We start from the raw sequence: 16,802 nt of genomic DNA on the forward strand, positions 1-16,802 counted from the left end.
ATGTTCATCGTCACCCTCACCTACATCCGTCCGCTTGAAGAGCTCGATGTATTGATGGATGGGCACATGGCGTGGCTGCGAAAGCACTACCAAAGTGGCCTGTTCCTGGCCTCGGGCCGGCAGGTGCCGCGCAAGGGCGGCGTGATCTTCGCGCGCTCGGGCGATCGGGCAGAGCTCGAGGCCGTGCTCGCACGCGACCCCTTCGTGCAGAACGGCGCGGCCAGCACGCACGTGATCGAGTTCGTGCCCAGCATGACCGCGCCCGCGACCGAGATCCTCAAGGCGCTCTGAGCAACCGTCTTGGCAGTCAAGCGATATGCATAGTCGAATCCCATGTGGAGCCGTGTTTGGCGATGGCATTGAGCATGGTCAGCAGCTTGCGCATGCAGGCCACCAGGGCGACCTTCTTGCGCTTTCCTGCCGCCAGCAGGCGCTCGTAGCAGGCCTTGAGCGCCGGGTTATGCCTCACCGCCGTCAGCGTGGCCATGTACAGGGTTCGCCGCACATCGGCGCGCCCACCCCAGATGCAGCGCTGGCCACGCATCTGGCCGGAGTCGCGGTTCAAGGGCGCAACGCCCACCAGCGCAGCGATGCGGCGCCGGTCGAGCTTGCCGAGTTCGGGAAGTTCGGCCAGCAGCACTGCAACGCTGGCAGCGCCGATGCCCGGCACGCTGGCCAGCGCCTGGGCCAATTGGGCGTGATGGCGCTGCACATGCGCGGCCACCTCGGCTTCGCTGTCGCCGAGTTCGTGCTTCAAGAATTCAATGAGCCGCTCGATGCTCGGGCGCGCCGCCGCGTGAGCCAGGCGCAGGCGCTGCCGCTCGGAGGTCAGCATCTGCACCAACTGGCGCCGACGCAGCACCAAGGCCTGCAGTTGCTGCAACTCGGCATCAGCCAGCGGCTTGACGAAGCGCTCGCGCTCGGGGTGCTGATGCAGCACGCGGGCGAAGGCCGCCAGCATGCGCGCATCCAGCGCATCGGTCTTGGCCAGCGCGCCCATCGCGCGGGCGAAGTCGCGCGCGGTGCGCGGGTTGACCACCGCCACCGCCAGGCCCGCGGCCTGCAACGCGCAGGCCGCTTCGAACTCGTAGCCGCCCGTGGCCTCCAGCACAACCAGCGCGGGCGCCAAAGCCGATGCCTGGTTGACCAGTTGCTCGATGCCAGCCACGTCATTGGCGAGCTGCCAAGTCTTGGCCTGATCGCTGCTGGCGATCTCCAGGGTCTGGCTGGAGACGTCAATACCGATAAAAACAGAGTCGGACACGTCCTCTCACTCCCATCCTTGTCTATGCGAACTTCAAATTCCTACAACCGTTCGGGCTGCAGAGAAGGACGGTCCGGCTCGGGCGCCCAGTGCTCAGAGGCGGGCTTCAACAAATGGCCCAGAGGCCGCTCGGGCTACCCGAGCCGGTCCGAGGCTTAAAGATACAAGGCCGCGGGGCCGCGGGGTTCAGGCCGCCGGCTTTTCCTCGCGCCCGCCGGGGTGCCGCGCAAAACGCTCCGCATCGCGGCCATGCACCGGCGCCGGATCGCTCCAGGGCCAGCCACCGAACTGCGTGCGGCGGTAGTCGGCCAGCGTCTGGCTGATCTCGGCCTGCGTGTTCATCACGAACGGACCGTACTGCGCCACCGGCTCGGCAATGGGCCGGCCCTGCAGCAGCAGGAATTCGCCCGGCTCTTCATCGCCATTGCGCAGTTCGACGGCCGTGTCGGCGCGCAGTTCGATGGCGGCCGGGCCTTCCACGCGCCGGCCTGCGATGGTCGCCACCACGCCCTTGAAGAAGTACAGCATGCGCTGCGTGCCCTCGCCCGCGGCGGCAGGCAGCGTCCATTGCGCGCCGGGCGTCATCTTGAGCGTCCAGATCGCCACGTCGGCATCGGCCTGCGCGGCCCATGAATCGGGCGGCGGCGCCAGCGGGTGGATCGGCGCCGGTCCGCCGTCCGCGGCAGTGCCGCCGAACCGGCCCGCGATCACCGCGACCTCGGTGCGGCCGCCCGCCGCATCGTCGGACGTGAAGTGCGGAATGGCTTCCGACCAGAACATCGTGAAGTGCGGCTCGGCCATCTTGCTTCTGGCCGGCAGGTTGAGCCAGATCTGGAACAGCTCCAGCGGATTCGGCGCGTTCGCATCGAGCAGCGGAAACATCTCCGAATGCACGATGCCCTTGCCGGCCGTGAGCCACTGCACGTCGCCACCGCCGAAGCGCGCGGTGGCGCCCAGCGAATCGGAATGGTCGACCAGCCCCTTGCGCACGATGGTCACCGTCTCGAAGCCGCGGTGCGGGTGCGAGGGAAAGCCCGGCACCGTGTCGCCGTGGTACATGCTCCAGCCGTCCTTGCGGCTGAAGTCCTGGCCGATCTGGCGGCCCGCGAGCGGGGCCTCGGGCCCCATCTGCGCGTTGGCCTTCGGATAGGCGTCGTCGTGATAGACGCAGAACAGGAACGGGTCGATCGTCTGCCACGGGAAGCCGAGCGGGCTCACTTGCAGCACGGGGCTGCGGCCTTCCTCGATATGGCTGCTGCTGTCGTTGTTGCTGGACACCTCGGTATTCCTTTCGGTTGGGTGCGCCGCCGCTGAATGCGCGGCGACGCTGCTTTCTGGAATATCGGGGCGCACCCGCTTCAAGGAAGGGGCCTTCCGCGCAACAGTGAGGAGCGCATATGGAACGATGGGCATCGTTCTGGTCCGCTGTGGCGCAAGCTCACTGCGCCGGCATTTCGGCGTTCGGGTCCATGTACATCAGCTCCCACAGGTGGCCGTCGATGTCCTGGAAGCCGTGGCCATACATGAAGCCGTAGTCCTGCGGCTCGCGCGGCACCGTACCGCCCGCAGCCACCGCCTTGGCCACCATCTCGTCGACCTCGGCGCGGCTTTCGCACGACAGGCACAGCAGCACCTCGGTGCTCTTGCTGGTGTCGGTGAGGCTCTTGCTCGTGAAGGTCTTGAAGAAGTCTTCCACCAGCAGCATGGCGTGGATGCTGCCTTCCTGGATCACCATGCAGGCGGCGTTGGCGTCGGTGAACTTCTCGTTGAAGGTGTAGCCCAGCGCGGCAAAGAAAGCCTTGGACTTGTCGAGGTTCTTGACGGCGAGGTTCACGAAGATCTGCTTGTTGGCCATGGTTGTCTTCCTATATCGATGACGAGTGGATCGGAGGGTTGCCGGTGTGTTGTGTACACCGTCCACAAAAGATACCAAAGAAAATGTACGGTGTCCACATTATTTTTTTAAGCGGCACTTTTTGCCAGCAGCCTGGCCAGCGCGAGAGTGCTGCGGTCCTCGAAATACGGGCCGACGATCTGCACGCCCAGCGGCAATCCGTCGGCCGTGAAGCCCGCGGGAGCAACTGTAGCGGGCAGCCCGCCCAGGCTCGCGAGCCCGGACCAGGCGGCCAGTGCGCCATAGGGTGTGGGCTTTCCGTCGATAGTGAGCGTGCGCTTCTCGAAATCGGGCTCGGCCACATGCTTGAAGGCCGCGCAGCCCACTGCCGGGCACAGCACGGCGTCGAATTGCGTGAACAGCGTGCGCAGCTGCGCCCGGATGCGTGTGCGGGTGGCCAGCAGGTCGAACCAGGTGCGCAGCGGCATCGGCGACCGGCCCCCGGGCTCGGCATGCGCGAGCACGGTCTGCACGATCTGGCCGTAGGTGTCGCCGACTTCGGCCAGGTCGGGCAACAGGTCTGAGGCTTGGGCCACCGAGGCGCCGGACTTCGCTAGCCGCTGCCCGGCGCCGTCGATGGCGGCGCGCACGTCGGCCGCCACCGCGGCTTGCGGATGCGCGGTGACCACCAGCACGCGCCAGTCCTTGGCCACCGCATGGCGCGCTGCCGGCAGCATGAAGCGGCCTTGCGCCACGTGGGCCGCGTCGGGTCCGGCCAGCACATCGAGCGCCAGCGAGAGGTCGTCCGCGCCATGGCCGATCGGCCCGATCACCGAGGGCAGCCCAGCCGGCGCCTCCTCCGTGCCCGGAAACGCGAAGCCCCGCGTCGGCAGCAGGCCGTGGCTCGGCTTGTGCGCGTACACGCCGCAAAAGCTCGCGGGAATGCGCAGCGAGCCCATCAGGTCGCTGCCGAGTTCCAGCGCCACCATGCCGGCGGCCACCGCCACGGCGCCGCCGCCCGACGAGCCGCCCGGCGTGCGCCCGGCGTCGAGCGGGTGCACCGTGCGGCCGTACACCGGGTTGGCGCATTGCCAGTCGGCCAGCGCCGGCGGCACATTGGTCTTGCCGAGGATCACCGCGCCCGCCGCCTTGAGGCGCGCCACGGCGACGGCGTCCTGCCGCGGCACGAAATCGCGGAACGGCGGCAGGCCCCAGCTGGTCGGCAGGCCGGCGACGTTGAAGGCCTCCTTCACCGTCATCGGCACGCCCAGCAGCGGCCGGCGCTCGCCGCGCACGAGCGCCGCGTCGGCCTCGGCGGCCTGACGGCGCGCGCGGTCGAAGTCGCGCACCACCACCGCGTTGAGCGCACCATCGAGCGTTTCGATGCGGGCGATGGCGGCTTCGCACAGCGCCGCGGCGCTCAGCTGGCCCGCGGCCAGTGCCCTGGCCGATCGGGCGGCGCCCGCAGCAAGAAGGGCGGTGGGATCGAGCGGTGTGGCCATGGCGAGCCTTTCTTTCTTTCTTGATGCCGCGGCGGCGGACGCAGAGCCGGCTGCGCGATGAAAAGACCGGGCATCATGGCCGTCATGGAAATCGAGTTCAAGTTTCATGTTCCCGCGGAGCACCTGAAAGCCGTGGAGGCTGCCATGCGGCGCGGCGCCGTGGTGCGCACCCGTCTGCAGGCGCGCTATTTCGACACCGCGGACCAGGCGCTGGCCGCCCAGGGCATCGTGCTGCGCCTGCGCAAGGAAGGGCGGCGCTGGGTGCAAACCGCCAAGGCCACCGGGGACAACGCGCTGCACCGGCTCGAACACAACGTCGACCTGGGCGCCGCGGCGGCGGGCGGCGCCGCGCCGGCCATCGACCCGCAGCGCCACCACGGCACGCCTGTGGGCGAGCGGCTTGCCAAGGCGCTGGCCGCGGGCGGCGCGCACTTGGTCGAGCGCCAGTCCACCGACATCGTGCGGCTCACGCGCGACGTGCGCACCACCGGCGCCGGCGCGGCCGTGGTGGAGCTGGCGCTCGATGTCGGCAAGGTCATCGCCCATGCGGGCACGCCGGACGAGCGCGAATCGCCCGTGTGCGAGCTGGAGCTCGAGCTCAAGCGCGGCGATGTGCAGGGGCTGGTCGCGTTTGCACGCCGCTGGTCGCAGCAGCACGGCCTGTGGTTCAGCACCGTGTCCAAGGCCGAGCGCGGCGCGCGCCTGCTGGCCAGGCTCGACGTGGTGCCGGCCGTGAAGGCCGAGGCGCCGCGCTTTGCCGAAGAGAAGGACCGCAAGCCGGACGGCCGTGCCATCCAGCAGGCGGTGGTCGCGTCGTGCCTGGCGCAGATGCTGCCCAACGCGAGCGAGATCGCCGCGGGCAGCACGGATGAAGAGCAGATCCACCAGCTGCGCATCGGCATCCGGCGCCTGCGCACCGCGCTGCGCGAACTCGCGGGGCTCGACCCGCGCGCCGGTCTTTTCAACGGCGCCGAATGGGAGCCGCCGCTGGTCGAGGCCTTCCGCGCGCTCGGCGCCCTGCGCGATCGCGAGCAGATCGTGAAGCTGGCCCAGCCGCAACTGCGCGATGCGAGGGCGCCGGAGTTCGATCCCTTGGCTGGCGACGATGCGGCGGCCGAGGCACCGTCGCCCGGCGAGGTGGTGCGCGCACCCGCGTTCCAGTCGGTGCTGGTGTCGCTGATCGGCTTCACCGCGGCCACCGCTGCACAAGCACTGCCACAAGGCGATGCCGAAGGCGCCGGGCAGCCCCCGTCAGCGCCGGCGCCGCTCGATGCCGGCGAGGCGCGCCGCCATCTGCGCAAGCGCCTGCAGCGCCTGCATGAACAGGCGGTGCGCGACGGCCGGCGCTTCGAATCGCTGGCCACCGAAGACCAGCACCGCACGCGCAAGCGGCTCAAGCGCCTGCGCTACCTGGCCGAATTCGCGGCGCCGTTGTTTGCCGATGTGGATGAGGAAAAAAAACCGGCCGCCGAGCGCTACCTGAAGCGCCTGCGCCCCGCGCAGGACGCGCTGGGCGAGTTCAACGACGAAGCCGTGGCGCTCGCGCTCTACCGCGAAGCCACCGGGCGCGATGCCCGCGCATGGTTCGCCGTCGGCTGGTTCAGCGCGCGCCATGCGGCGCATGCGAAGGCCTGCCGCAAGGCACTGGGCCGGATCGGGAAGGCGCCGCGGTTCTGGAAAAAGAACAACTAGAACGAGAACGACCGGACCGCCGCACCCGAACGGTCAGTGATGGTGCCCATGCGCACCATGCACGTGCCGATGCTCGATCTCCACCGGCAGCGCCGCGCGCACGTCCGTCACCTGGAGGCTGAACTTCAGCGCCTTGCCGGCCCACGGATGGTTGCCGTCCAGCAGCACGACCGGGCCCTTGATCTTCATCACGGTGAAGAGGTGCTCGGTGCCATCGTCGAGCCGCCCCTCGAGTTGCCCGCCCACCTTCACGCCCGGCGGGAATTCGGACTTGGGGATGCTGCGCACCAGCGACTCGTCGCGCAGGCCGAAGGCGTCTTCGGGCGCCAGGTTCAGCGTGGTCTGGAAGCCCTTTTCCTTGCCATCGAGCGCTTCCTCGATCTTGGGCAGCGTGTTCTCGTAGCCGCCATGCAGGTAGGCCATCGGCTCGGGACTGGCTTCGATGAGCTTGCCCTGCGCGTCGGCAACCTTGTACTTGAGGGTGACGACTGTGTCTTTTTCGATTTTCATGAGGGCGATTCTCCCGCAGGGGCGAAGCGGCCGCGCGCCTGGCGAGCGCGGCCGCGGGTAGGCATGGCATGGACTTTGCTTGGATAGTACAACTCCCGATTGTCGATTGTTCGACAATCCATACCATCGCATGCCATGACAGCCGCCCCGCCGCCCGTTCTCCGCATCCAGGCCCTGCACAAGCGCTTCGGCAGCCACCACGTGCTGCGCGGCATTGACCTCGACGTGCTGCCGGGCGACCGCATCGCCATCATCGGCGCGAGCGGCTCGGGCAAGAGCACGCTGCTGCGCTGCCTCAACTTCATGGAAATGCCTTCCGCCGGACGGGTGATCCTCAAGGGCCGCGCCGTGGGCCGGCCCGCGCCGGGTTCCGACACCCTGCGCTACGGCGAGGCCGAGCTCAGCGAGGTGCGCAAGCAGGTCGGCATGGTGTTCCAGCAGTTCAACCTGTTCCCGCACATGACGGTGCTGCAGAACGTCATGGAGGGTCTGGTGACCGTCAAGCGCCTGCCCGCGGCCCAGGCCCGCGAGCGCGCTCTGGCCGAAATCGCCAAGGTGGGGCTGGCGGAAAAGACCGCCGCCTACCCGGGCCACCTGTCCGGTGGCCAGCAGCAGCGCGTCGCCATCGCCCGCGCGCTGGCCATGGAGCCCGAGGTGCTGCTGTTCGACGAGCCCACTTCCTCGCTCGACCCCGAGCTGGTCGGCGAGGTGCTCGGCACCATCCGCACGCTGGCCGACGAAGGCCGGACCATGCTGCTCGTGACGCATGAGCTCGGCTTTGCCTACCACTTCGCCAACAAGGTGGTGTTCCTCGCCGACGGACTGCTGCACGAGAGCGGCACGCCCGACGAGGTGCTCAAGCACCCGAAGCAGGAGCGCACGCAGCGCTTCATCGAGCGCTTCACCGCCTTCCACTTCTGATCCCACGCGAACCACCGCAGGACCCTTATTCATGCATGCCGACAGCGCCCCCTCGAAGACCAGTTCCCAGGCCTATGCCCCCGATGCACGCAACGACGAGGTGCTCGTCTACGTGAACGGGCAGTTCGTTCCGCGCCACCAGGCGGTGGTGTCGGTGTTCGACGCCGGCTACGTGTGCGGCGACGGCGTGTGGGAAGGCGTGCGCCTGGTCGACGGCCGCATCGTGTCCTTCGACGCCCACATCGACCGCATGTACGAGGGCGCGAAGTCGATCGCGCTGGACATCGGCAGGACCCGGGCGCAGATGAAGCAGGTGGTCGTCGATACCTTCCTGCGCAACGGCATGCGCGATGGCGCGCACGCACGGCTCATGGTGACGCGCGGCGTCAAGAAAACGCCCAACCAGGATCCGCGCTTCATCATCGGCGGCGCCACCGTGGTGTGCGTGGCCGAGCACAAGGTGGTCACGCCGGAGGCCAAGCGCAACGGCCTGAAGCTCTTCACCTCGACCTTGCGCTGCAGCGGGCCGGACGTGTTCGACCTGCGGCTCAACTCGCACAGCCGCCTCAACCTGATCCAGGCCCTGATCCAGGCCATCCAGGCCGGCGCGGACGAGGCGCTGATGCTCGACCCCAACGGCTTCGTCTCGAGCTGCAATTCCACCAACTTCTTCGCGGTGCGCAACGGCGCACTGTGGACCTCATCGGGGCGCTACTGCTTCAACGGCATCACGCGCGCCACCGTGGTGCGGCTCGCACGCGAGGCGGGCATCCCGGTGCACGAAGGCGACTTCACGCTGGCCGAGGTCTACGCGGCCGACGAGGCTTTCGTTACCGGCACGCTGGCCGGCCTCACGCCGGTGTCGTCGGTCGACGGCCGCGCGCTGGCGCCGCTCGGCCCGCTCACGCAGCGGCTCGACGCGCTCTACCGCGCCTACATCGCCAGCGCGAACGAGGCCCACGGCGCGCTGCCCGCGGCCGCCTGAACACCGCACACCGCCTGCTCCCTTCAACTTCACAGTCCACGGAAAGCCATCCCATGAACGCCACCACTCCCTTCCGGCGCCTGCGCCGTGCCCTCGCCCTTGCGCTGGCCGCCTCCCTGTCGCTCGCCAGCCTCGCCGCCGGCGCGCAGACCAACACGCTGCAGAAGATCAAGCAGAGCGGCGAGCTGCGCATCGGCGTCGCGCCCGGCGACCCGTGGTACTTCCGCGATCCCGCCTCGGGCACCTGGACCGGGCTCGGCGTGCTGCTCGGCGAACAGGTGGCCAAGGAGATGGGCGTGAAAATGACGCCGGTCGAGACCACCTGGGGCAACAGCGTGGCGGCGCTGCAGGCCGGGCAGATCGATGCCATGTTCGTGCTCGACGCCACCGAAGAGCGCAAGAAGGCCATCGACTTCCCGGCCAGCCCTCTGCTCTGGTACGCGCAGGGCGTGCTCGCGAAGGACGGCCTCGTCGCCAAGAACTGGGCCGACCTCGACAAGCCCGAAGTGCGCATCGGCGTGGCGCTCGGCACGGCCACCGACCGCGACCTGACCACGCGCCTGCCGAAGGCGAAGATCGAGCGCTTCACCAACACCGACGAAACCGTGGCGGCCTTCATGTCGGGCCGCGTCGACGCGATCGGCTTCTATCACCCGGCGCTGGTCATCGCATATTCGAAGATCCGCAAGGGCAAGGTGCAGGTGCCGCAGCCGGTCGTTGCGCTGCCAACCAGCGTGGGCATCCGGCGCGAGGCCGATGCGGGCTTCCGCAACCAGCTCGACGGCCTGATCGCCAAGCTCTATGCATCGGGGCAGACGCAAGCGCTGTACGGCCAGTACCTCAAGACCAAGGGCATTGATCCGGCCACCGTGCCTGGCGTGATGAAGGAAACACTCGGCCAATAGGCCGAGCGGATCGAACTGGCGGGCGGGCGCACATGAACTATGAATGGGACTTCAGCGGCGTCTGGGCGCACCGCGACATGCTCTTCGCGGGCTTCGTCGGCACGATGAAGATCGCTGCCGTCGCCATCGCGCTGGGCGTGGTGTTCGGCATCGTGCTCGCGGCCCTTCGGCTATCGGGCAGGGCGTGGCTCGCCAGGCCCGCGCTGTGGATCATCGAGTTCTATCGCAACACGCCGCCGCTGGTGCACTTCTTCTGGGCCTTCTACGCATTGCCGGTGCTCATCGGCGTGAGCCTGGACCCGTACGCGGCGGCGGTCATTGCGCTGTCGACGCAGTCGGGCGCGTTCTTCGCCGAGGTGTTCCGCGGCGGCCTGGTGTCGATCGAGCGCGGGCAGTGGGAAGCGGCGCGCGCCGTCGGCATGCGCTCGCACCAGGCCTTGCGCCGCGTGGTGCTGCCGCAGGCGCTCGCGCGCATGCTGCCGCCGTTCATCGAGCGTTCGTTCGAACTCATCAAGACCACCGCGCTGGCCTCCACGCTGGCCTACTCCGACCTGCTCTACCAGGCCATGCAGGTCAACTCGATCACTTTCCGCCCGCTGGAGGTGTACACGGTGGTCGCGGCCATCTTCTTCCTGGCGCTGTTCTCGCTGAGCCTCGTCGCACGCGTGGCCGAGCATCGCCTGGCCATTTCCACCCGCGCCGCAGGACACTGACGATGGACTTCACCTGGGACTTCTCGGCCGTGCTGCAGCACTGGCCCGTGCTGCTAAAGGGCGTGGGCGTCACGGCCGGCCTGTGGGCCGTGGCCTTTCCCTCGGCCATGGCGATCGGCCTCTTGATCGCGCTGGGCGCGCGGTCGAAAAGCCGCCTCGTGGGCGCCGCGACGCGCGGCTACATGGAGCTGTTCCGCAACATCCCCATCCTGATCCAGCTGGTGTGGTTCTTCTACGCGTTCCCGATCCTCACGGGCTGGCAGCTCACTCCCTACGTGGCGGCGCTGCTGGCGCTCTCGCTCAACGCATCGGCCTACTGCTCGGAGATCTTCCGCGGCGGCATCGCCTCGCTGCCGGCGGGCCAGTGGGAGGGCGCGCGCGCGCTGGGCATGCGGCGTGTGCAGGTGCTGCGCCGCGTGGTGCTGCCGCAGGTGCTCAAGCGCATGCTGCCGGCCTTCACCAACCGCGGCATCGAGCTGGCGAAGAACACGTCCATCGCGTCCGTCATCGCGGTGCACGAACTCATGTACCAGGGCCGCGCGCTGAGCGCCGCCTACTACCGGCCGCTGGAAATCCTGACGGCCGTGGCCGTGGTGTACTTCGTGCTCATCTACCCTGGCGCCTATGCCGCAAGCCGCCTCGAAAAGCGCCTTGCCCTGCGCAGCCATTGACGTCCACCGCCCACGCCCCGACACCCGACCCGCCGCGATGAAGACCCTCCCCGATTTCGCACCCGCCCCCTCGGCCACGCGGCGCGACTACGTGGCGCAGACCCTGCGCGACGCCATCCTCACCGGCAAGATCGCGCCCGGAACGCAGCTGGTCGAGAGCCACTTCGCCACCCAGTTCGGCGTCAGCCGCGGCCTGCTGCGCGAGGCGATCCGCGAGCTCATCGAGACCGGCCTGCTCGTGAACAAGCCCTACGCCGGCACCTACGTGACCGACATCAGCGAAGAAACCATGAGCGACGTGTACGAGGTGCGCCGCATCATGGAAAGGCAGGCGTTCATCCGCCTGTGGCCGCAGCGCGACGAAGCCTTTCGCGCCGAGATGACCGCGCGCTACGAGGCATTGGCCGAAGCCGCTTCCAGCAGCGAGCTGCATCGCGAGAGCGCGGCGGAGGCCCACTTCCACGGCCTGGTCTACGAGCGCTGCGGCAATCAGCTGCTGCTCGATGTCTGGCGCCAGATGACGCAGAAGATCCAGCTCGGCTTTGCGGTGTGCCGTCTGACCCATGCGCCCAAGCCCGACTTCGCGGAGAACCACCACCTGTTCCTCGAGCTGGCCATCGGCAACGACCTCAACGCGATGCTCGAAGAGCTCGATGCGCACCTGCTGCGCGGCCTGTCGACCATTCGGCACGCGCTGCGCAACACGGCCCCGCGCGGCTGAGCATGGGTCATGAAATCCGGTCGGTGCGCAGCATCTCCGGCAGCGCCTCCACCGCGCTGAGCTTCTCCATCACCATTCCGATGAACGCCGACACCGCCAGCGGCAGGTGCTTGCGGCTCGGGTAGAGCACGCTCAGCCCCTGCCCCGTGCGCTGGTACTGCGGCAGCACCGGCACCAGCCGGCCGGCCTCCAGGTCGAGCCGGGCCATGGTGGGCGGCAGCAGCGCGATGCCCAGGCCGGCGAGCGCGGCCTTGCGCAGCGCCTGCGCGGTGTTGCCGCTGAAGCGGCCCGCGACCTGCACTTCTTCGTCCGCGCCGCCGGGGCCGGCCAGGCGCCAGAGGGTGCGGCCGCTCGGGTGGGGCGAGGTCACGCAGTCGTGGTCCGCTAGGTCCTGCAGGGTGGCGGGCGCGCCGCGCGCGGCGATGTAGGCGGGGCTCGCGACCATGCCGTCGGTGCGGGCGCCCAGGAGCTTGCGGCCGACGTAGCCGGAGTCGGGCAGCGCGCCGCCGCGGAATGCGATGTCGATCTGCTCGGCGATCAGGTCGGCCCGGGCGTCGCTCAGAACAAAGTCGACGCGCACCAGCGGATGCGCGGCCAGGAAGTCGGCCACCCACTCCATCGGGAAGAAATCGAAGAAATCGGCCGTCGCCGCCACGCGCACCAGGCCGCTGGGCTGCTGGCTGCCGGTGATCAGCTCCTGCCCGGCCTCGACCAGCCCGTCGACCGGGCCCGCGCAGCGCTCGTGAAACGCCTGGCCCGCGCTGGTCAGCGTGAGCCTGCGGGTGGAGCGCTGCATGAGCCGCGTGCCCAGCTGCGCCTCGAGCTGCTGGATGCGCCGGCTCACGGTGTTGGGCGGCAGGCCCAGCCGGCGCGCCGCCCCGGCAAAGCTGCCGTGGCGCACCACCTGCACGAACATGGCGATGTCGTTGAGGTCGAGCATGGTGTGGATTCCTTTTATTGATGGACGAGTGCAATCCGATTCTGCCGTCTAGTCGATCAATGGGTGCAGCCCTAACCTTGTGCCCATGACTTCCTCATCCTCCACTTCCCCGATCCAGCGCCGCATCGTCTGGGGCGTTCGCATTCTTCTCGCGCTGGCCTTCGGTGCCGCCGGCCTCGCCAAGCTGGCCGGCTTGCCGCAGATGGTCCAGGTGTTCGAGGCGGTCGGCTTCGGCCAGTGGTTCCGCTACCTGACGGGCGTGGTCGAGGTCGGCGGCGCGGTGCTGCTGCTGGTGCCGGCAACCGGCTTCATCGGCGGCCTGCTGCTGACCGCGACCATGGCCGGCGCCGTGGCCACGCACCTCGTGCTGATCGGCGGCAGTCCCGCGCCGGCCGTGGTGCTCCTGCTGCTGTCGGCCTTCGTGGCCTGGCGCCTGCGGCCCGTGCCGGCGGCCAGGGCCGCCTGATCTTTCTTTTCTTCTTCCATCGGTTAAGGAGCCTCCCATGACCACCGCCGTTGCCACTGCCCCCACCACCGAAGCCCGCGCCATCGTCTACCGCACGCGCGGCTCGCAGCACGGGCCGATCACGCGGCTCATGAGCCCGGGCGACCTGGGCGAATTCCTCAAGCCCTTCGTGTTCCTCGACCTCTTCGGCTTCGACACTTCCGGCAGCCGCAAGGGTTTCGGCATGCATCCGCATTCGGGCATTGCCACGCTGACCTGGCTGATCGAAGGCGACACGCTGTACGAAGACACGACCGGCGAGCAAGGCGTGCTGCCGGCCGGCGGCGTCGAGTGGATGCGCGCCGGCAACGGCGTGTGGCACGACGGCGCACCCGCGCCGGGCACCAGGCGCGTGCAGGGTTTCCAGCTCTGGGTGGCCCTGCCGGCCTCGGAAGAAAACGCGCCGGCGCAGAGCATCTACCTGTCGCCCTCGCAGGTGCCGCGGGAAGGCCCGGCGCGCGTGCTGCTCGGGCGCCACGGCGCGGCGCAAAGCCCCATTCCGGCCCCGGCGCCGATCAACTACCTGGCCGTGCAGCTGAAGGATGGCGAGCACTGGCGCTACACGCCACCCGCCGGCCACACGGTGGGCTGGATCGCGGTCGACGCGGGCCGGCTCGATGCGGGCGACGGCGAACCGGTCGCTGCCGGCGAGCTGGCGGTGTTCGAGGAATCGGGCGCGGCCATCGGCTTCGTGGCCCACGGCGACACGTCCTTCGTGCTGGGCTCGGCGGCGAAGCATCCGCACGAGCTGGTGATGGGGCACTACTCGGTGCACACCAGCAAGGCCGCGCTCGAGCAAGGCGAGGCCGAGATCCGCCGCATCGGCGCGCGGCTGCGCGAGGAAGGCCGCCTGCGCTGAGGCGCGTTTCAGCGCTGCACCCTGGTGCAGCCGGCGCCTTCATGGCGCAGCCATGCCGCCCCAAAGGCACCGTCCGGCCCCACGCGCCGCGCGCACTTTCCCCAGTGCGCGGGGCGTTTTTCCTGGCGCGCGCCCTTTGCCGGCGCGCCTTTGCACGCTTCCAACCGGCTCACCAAGGGCTTACCCCATCACGCAGGCCTGCATATTGCTTAAGACTGTCGTCGGTTGACTGTCGACAGTTTGCACAGTCGATCCGATAAACCCCGAACATGGCACCGGCGGCCTCCCGCCGGGCCTGAAAAAGGAACGCGACATGCAATTGCAGGCAGTGGGCCGCAAGGCCCCACCCGTTTCCGATGCCGAGCGCCAGGTGCGCGAAGACCTGGCCGCCGCCTACCGCCTGGTGGCGCACTACGGCATGGACGACAGCATCTACACGCACATCTCCGCGCGCGTGCCGGGCACCGAGGACCAGTTCCTGATCAACCCTTTCGGCATGCTGTTCAGGGACATCACGGCCTCGTCGCTGGTCAAGATCGACCTGGACGGCCGCATCCTCGACGACTCGCCCTGGGACGTGAACCCGGCCGGCTTCACCATCCACAGCGCCGTGCATTCGGCGCGCCACGACGCGGCCTGCGTGCTGCACACGCACACGGTGGCGGGCGTGGCGGTGTCGTCGCTGGCCGCGGGGCTGCAGCCGTGCAACCAGTGGGCGCTGCAGTTCTACAACCGCGTGGTCTATCACGACTTCGAAGGCATCGCGCTCGACGCCGACGAGCGCGAGCGCCTCGTGGCCGACCTGGGCCCGGCGGCGCGTGCGCTGATCCTGCGCAACCACGGCCTGGTCACGCTCGGGCGCACGGTGCCGGAGGCCTTCATCCTGATGCTGAACCTCGAGCGCGCCTGCCGCGTGCAGGTGGCCATCGCCTCGAGCGGGCAGCCGGTCTACCCCGTGCCGCCCGAGGTCTGCGAGAAGACCGCGCAGCAGTACGAAAGCGGCGACAGCGTGCGCCAGCCGGGCCAGCCCGACCCCAACGCGCGCGAATGGCGTGCACTGCTGCAGCGCATCGACCCGCTTCCCGCCACCTCGTACCGCGACTGAACGCGGCGGCGCCGCCATCTGCGGCGTCCGCGTTCTCCCGCTCCCCGTTTCTTCGTCCCCACCCGCTCGCACAGAGCCACAAGGAGTTTCCGCACATGAAACGTCGCAACCTCATCCAGATGGGCGCCGCCTCGGCCGCCGGATTGACGCTGGCGGGTGTCCCGCTGCATCTGCTGGCGCAGGGCAAGAAAGGCGGCGTGATCAACGCCGTCGTGCAGCCCGAGCCGCCGGGGCTGATGCTGGGCATCACGCAGAACGCCCCCACGCAGATGATCGCGGGCAACATCTACGAGGGCCTGCTGCGCTACGACGAGAAGATCAACCCGCTGCCCTCGCTGGCCACCTCGTGGACCGTCAACAAGGAAGGCACGCTCTACACCTTCAAGCTCAAGCCCGGCGTCGCCTGGCACGACGGCAAGCCCTTCACCTCGGCCGACGTGGTGTTTTCGGCCGACGTGTTCCTGCGCAAGACGCATGCGCGGCTGCGCGCCAACCTGGCCGCGGTGGAAAGCATCAAGGCCATCGACCCACTCACGGTCGAGTTCAAGCTCAAGTACCCCTTCGGCCCCTTCATCGGCATCTTCGAGGTCGGCAGCATGCCGATGCTTCCGAAGCACATCTACGAAGGCACCGATTTCGCGACCAACCCGGCCAACGCCACGCCCATCGGCACCGGGCCGTTCAAGTTCAAGGAGTGGGTCAAGGGCTCGTACATCCAGCTGGTGGCCAACGACAAGTACCACGTCAAGGACGTGCCGCTGGTCGAGAGCGTGTACTTCCACGTCATTCCCGATGCGGCCTCGCGCGCGGCGGCCTTCGAGTCGGGCAAGGTCGACCTGGTGCCCGGCGGCGCGGTCGAGTACTTCGACGTGCTGCGGCTTTCCAAGCTGCCGGGCGCGGCGGTCACCACCAAGGGCTGGGAGTTCTTCGCGCCGCATTCGTGGCTGTGGCTCAACAACCGCAAGGCGCCGATGGACAAGGTCAAGTTCCGCCAGGCCGTGATGTACGCGATCGACCGCGAGGCCATGGCCAAGATCGCCTGGCAGGGCTTCGCCAAGCCGGCGACCGGCCCGTTCAACAGCAACATCAAGTTCCACAGCACCGACGTCGCCAAGTACCCGCGCAACGTGGCCGCCGCCAAGAAGCTGCTCGAGGAAGCCGGCTACAAGGGCGAGACGCTGCGCCTGCTGCCGCTGCCCTACGGCGAAACCTGGGCGCGCTCGGCCGAGATCCTGCGCCAGAACCTGGCGCAGGCCGGCATCAAGGTCGAGCTGGTGGCCACCGACGTGGCGGGGTGGAACCAGAAGCTCAACGAGTGGGACTACGACCTCGCCTTTACCTACGTGTACCAGTACGGCGACCCGGCGCTGGGCGTGGCGCGCAACTACACCACCGGCAACATCGCCAAGGGCTCGCCCTTCAACAACGTCGAGGGCTACTCCAACCCGAAGGTGGACGAGCTGTTCGACGCCGGCGCCAAGGAGAGCGACCCCGAGAAGCGCAAGGCCATCTACCTGCAGGTGCAGAAGATCCTGCTCGACGAGGTGCCTGTCGCCTGGCTGCACGAGCTCAACTTTCCGACGCTGTACCGCACCAAGCTCGGCAACCTGATCACATCGGGCATCGGCCTGAACGACAGCCTCGGTACGGCAACGCTCGCATGACGGCCAGCCTG

At 68.7% G+C, this 16,802-nt stretch carries 18 protein-coding genes; 12 read left to right on the top strand and 6 right to left on the bottom strand.

Features of this window, described 5'->3' with window-relative positions; translation table 11 throughout:
- A complete protein-coding gene (locus L1081_RS20435) occupies positions 1-291 on the top strand; it encodes a YciI family protein (RefSeq protein WP_215248273.1) in 291 nt (96 codons plus the stop codon).
- A 16-nt stretch (positions 292-307) separates the two neighbouring features.
- Here L1081_RS20435 and L1081_RS20440 read toward each other — a convergent pair whose 3' ends face one another.
- The 4 genes from L1081_RS20440 to L1081_RS20455 form a co-directional block, all read right to left on the bottom strand.
- A complete protein-coding gene (locus tag L1081_RS20440; RefSeq protein ID WP_489412789.1) occupies positions 308-1,264 on the bottom strand; it encodes an IS110 family transposase in 957 nt (318 codons plus the stop codon).
- A gap of 186 nt (positions 1,265-1,450) precedes the next feature.
- Positions 1,451-2,626, bottom strand: a complete 1,176-nt coding sequence (locus tag L1081_RS20445) for a pirin family protein (RefSeq protein WP_489413816.1) — start codon at positions 2,624-2,626, stop codon at positions 1,451-1,453.
- Positions 2,627-2,702: 76 nt separating this feature from the next.
- A complete protein-coding gene (locus L1081_RS20450; RefSeq protein ID WP_319428267.1) occupies positions 2,703-3,119 on the bottom strand; it encodes a VOC family protein in 417 nt (138 codons plus the stop codon).
- Positions 3,120-3,226: 107 nt separating this feature from the next.
- A complete protein-coding gene (locus L1081_RS20455; protein ID WP_489413817.1) occupies positions 3,227-4,600 on the bottom strand; it encodes an amidase family protein in 1,374 nt (457 codons plus the stop codon).
- Positions 4,601-4,675: 75 nt separating this feature from the next.
- On the opposite strand from L1081_RS20455, the gene L1081_RS20460 reads away from it, so the two are divergent.
- Complete coding sequence (locus L1081_RS20460; protein ID WP_489413818.1) at positions 4,676-6,292, top strand: CHAD domain-containing protein; 1,617 nt, start codon at positions 4,676-4,678, stop codon at positions 6,290-6,292.
- A gap of 33 nt (positions 6,293-6,325) precedes the next feature.
- On the opposite strand, the gene L1081_RS20465 is transcribed toward L1081_RS20460, so the two are convergent.
- Positions 6,326-6,802, bottom strand: a complete 477-nt coding sequence (locus tag L1081_RS20465; protein ID WP_015867985.1) for an FKBP-type peptidyl-prolyl cis-trans isomerase — start codon at positions 6,800-6,802, stop codon at positions 6,326-6,328.
- A 135-nt stretch (positions 6,803-6,937) separates the two neighbouring features.
- Here L1081_RS20465 and L1081_RS20470 point away from each other — a divergent pair, with 135 nt between their 5' ends.
- Genes L1081_RS20470 through L1081_RS20495 form a run of 6 tightly spaced genes read left to right on the top strand, consistent with a single transcriptional unit; the run spans position 6,938 to position 11,718 of the window.
- On the top strand, positions 6,938-7,723 hold the full coding sequence (locus L1081_RS20470) for an ATP-binding cassette domain-containing protein (RefSeq protein ID WP_489413819.1): 786 nt from the start codon (positions 6,938-6,940) through the stop codon (positions 7,721-7,723).
- 31 nt (positions 7,724-7,754) lie between these two features.
- Entirely contained in the window at positions 7,755-8,708 is a 954-nt protein-coding gene (locus L1081_RS20475) for an aminotransferase class IV (protein ID WP_489413820.1), read from the top strand.
- Between the two features lie 53 nt (positions 8,709-8,761).
- Positions 8,762-9,613, top strand: coding sequence for a transporter substrate-binding domain-containing protein (locus tag L1081_RS20480; RefSeq protein ID WP_489413821.1), 852 nt, complete (start codon positions 8,762-8,764; stop codon positions 9,611-9,613).
- A gap of 32 nt (positions 9,614-9,645) precedes the next feature.
- On the top strand, positions 9,646-10,326 hold the full coding sequence (locus tag L1081_RS20485; RefSeq protein ID WP_489413822.1) for an ABC transporter permease subunit: 681 nt from the start codon (positions 9,646-9,648) through the stop codon (positions 10,324-10,326).
- 2 nt (positions 10,327-10,328) lie between these two features.
- Complete coding sequence (locus L1081_RS20490) at positions 10,329-10,997, top strand: amino acid ABC transporter permease (RefSeq protein ID WP_015867980.1); 669 nt, start codon at positions 10,329-10,331, stop codon at positions 10,995-10,997.
- Between the two features lie 37 nt (positions 10,998-11,034).
- Positions 11,035-11,718, top strand: coding sequence for a GntR family transcriptional regulator (locus L1081_RS20495; protein ID WP_489413823.1), 684 nt, complete (start codon positions 11,035-11,037; stop codon positions 11,716-11,718).
- Between the two features lie 7 nt (positions 11,719-11,725).
- Here the strand turns inward: L1081_RS20495 and L1081_RS20500 are convergent, their stop codons facing one another.
- Complete coding sequence (locus L1081_RS20500) at positions 11,726-12,658, bottom strand: LysR substrate-binding domain-containing protein (RefSeq protein WP_489413824.1); 933 nt, start codon at positions 12,656-12,658, stop codon at positions 11,726-11,728.
- An 85-nt stretch (positions 12,659-12,743) separates the two neighbouring features.
- Between L1081_RS20500 and L1081_RS20505 the strand changes: the two genes are divergently transcribed.
- From L1081_RS20505 to L1081_RS20520, 4 genes are all read left to right on the top strand, one after another.
- Positions 12,744-13,124 carry a DoxX family protein gene (locus L1081_RS20505; protein ID WP_489413825.1) on the top strand — a complete coding sequence of 127 codons (381 nt, stop codon included), beginning with the start codon at positions 12,744-12,746 and terminating at the stop codon, positions 13,122-13,124.
- Between the two features lie 37 nt (positions 13,125-13,161).
- Positions 13,162-14,022, top strand: a complete 861-nt coding sequence (locus tag L1081_RS20510; RefSeq protein WP_489413826.1) for a pirin family protein — start codon at positions 13,162-13,164, stop codon at positions 14,020-14,022.
- Positions 14,023-14,335: 313 nt separating this feature from the next.
- Positions 14,336-15,127 (top strand): class II aldolase/adducin family protein, encoded by a 792-nt coding sequence (locus L1081_RS20515; RefSeq protein ID WP_489413827.1) that lies wholly within the window; start codon positions 14,336-14,338, stop codon positions 15,125-15,127.
- A 95-nt stretch (positions 15,128-15,222) separates the two neighbouring features.
- The gene (locus L1081_RS20520; protein WP_489413828.1) at positions 15,223-16,791 is read left to right on the top strand and encodes an ABC transporter substrate-binding protein; all 1,569 of its coding nucleotides are present in this window, start codon (positions 15,223-15,225) and stop codon (positions 16,789-16,791) included.
- The last annotated feature ends 11 nt before the right edge of the window (positions 16,792-16,802 follow it).

The sequence above is a fragment of the Variovorax sp. MSC1_012 genome (assembly GCF_023667525.1).
GTDB lineage: Bacteria > Pseudomonadota > Gammaproteobacteria > Burkholderiales > Burkholderiaceae_C > Variovorax > Variovorax beijingensis_B.

What these genes read in the sequence shown, in the direction of transcription:
- L1081_RS20435 (WP_215248273.1), top strand. Translation starts at nt 1, where the DNA reads ATGTTCATCGTCACCCTCACCTACATCCGTCCGCTTGAAGAGCTCGAT.
- L1081_RS20450 (WP_319428267.1), bottom strand. Translation starts at nt 3,119, where the DNA reads ATGGCCAACAAGCAGATCTTCGTGAACCTCGCCGTCAAGAACCTCGAC.
- L1081_RS20455 (WP_489413817.1), bottom strand. Translation starts at nt 4,600, where the DNA reads ATGGCCACACCGCTCGATCCCACCGCCCTTCTTGCTGCGGGCGCCGCC.
- L1081_RS20460 (WP_489413818.1), top strand. Translation starts at nt 4,676, where the DNA reads ATGGCCGTCATGGAAATCGAGTTCAAGTTTCATGTTCCCGCGGAGCAC.
- L1081_RS20465 (WP_015867985.1), bottom strand. Translation starts at nt 6,802, where the DNA reads ATGAAAATCGAAAAAGACACAGTCGTCACCCTCAAGTACAAGGTTGCC.
- L1081_RS20470 (WP_489413819.1), top strand. Translation starts at nt 6,938, where the DNA reads ATGACAGCCGCCCCGCCGCCCGTTCTCCGCATCCAGGCCCTGCACAAG.
- L1081_RS20475 (WP_489413820.1), top strand. Translation starts at nt 7,755, where the DNA reads ATGCATGCCGACAGCGCCCCCTCGAAGACCAGTTCCCAGGCCTATGCC.
- L1081_RS20480 (WP_489413821.1), top strand. Translation starts at nt 8,762, where the DNA reads ATGAACGCCACCACTCCCTTCCGGCGCCTGCGCCGTGCCCTCGCCCTT.
- L1081_RS20485 (WP_489413822.1), top strand. Translation starts at nt 9,646, where the DNA reads ATGAACTATGAATGGGACTTCAGCGGCGTCTGGGCGCACCGCGACATG.
- L1081_RS20490 (WP_015867980.1), top strand. Translation starts at nt 10,329, where the DNA reads ATGGACTTCACCTGGGACTTCTCGGCCGTGCTGCAGCACTGGCCCGTG.
- L1081_RS20495 (WP_489413823.1), top strand. Translation starts at nt 11,035, where the DNA reads ATGAAGACCCTCCCCGATTTCGCACCCGCCCCCTCGGCCACGCGGCGC.
- L1081_RS20500 (WP_489413824.1), bottom strand. Translation starts at nt 12,658, where the DNA reads ATGCTCGACCTCAACGACATCGCCATGTTCGTGCAGGTGGTGCGCCAC.
- L1081_RS20505 (WP_489413825.1), top strand. Translation starts at nt 12,744, where the DNA reads ATGACTTCCTCATCCTCCACTTCCCCGATCCAGCGCCGCATCGTCTGG.
- L1081_RS20510 (WP_489413826.1), top strand. Translation starts at nt 13,162, where the DNA reads ATGACCACCGCCGTTGCCACTGCCCCCACCACCGAAGCCCGCGCCATC.
- L1081_RS20515 (WP_489413827.1), top strand. Translation starts at nt 14,336, where the DNA reads ATGCAATTGCAGGCAGTGGGCCGCAAGGCCCCACCCGTTTCCGATGCC.
- L1081_RS20520 (WP_489413828.1), top strand. Translation starts at nt 15,223, where the DNA reads ATGAAACGTCGCAACCTCATCCAGATGGGCGCCGCCTCGGCCGCCGGA.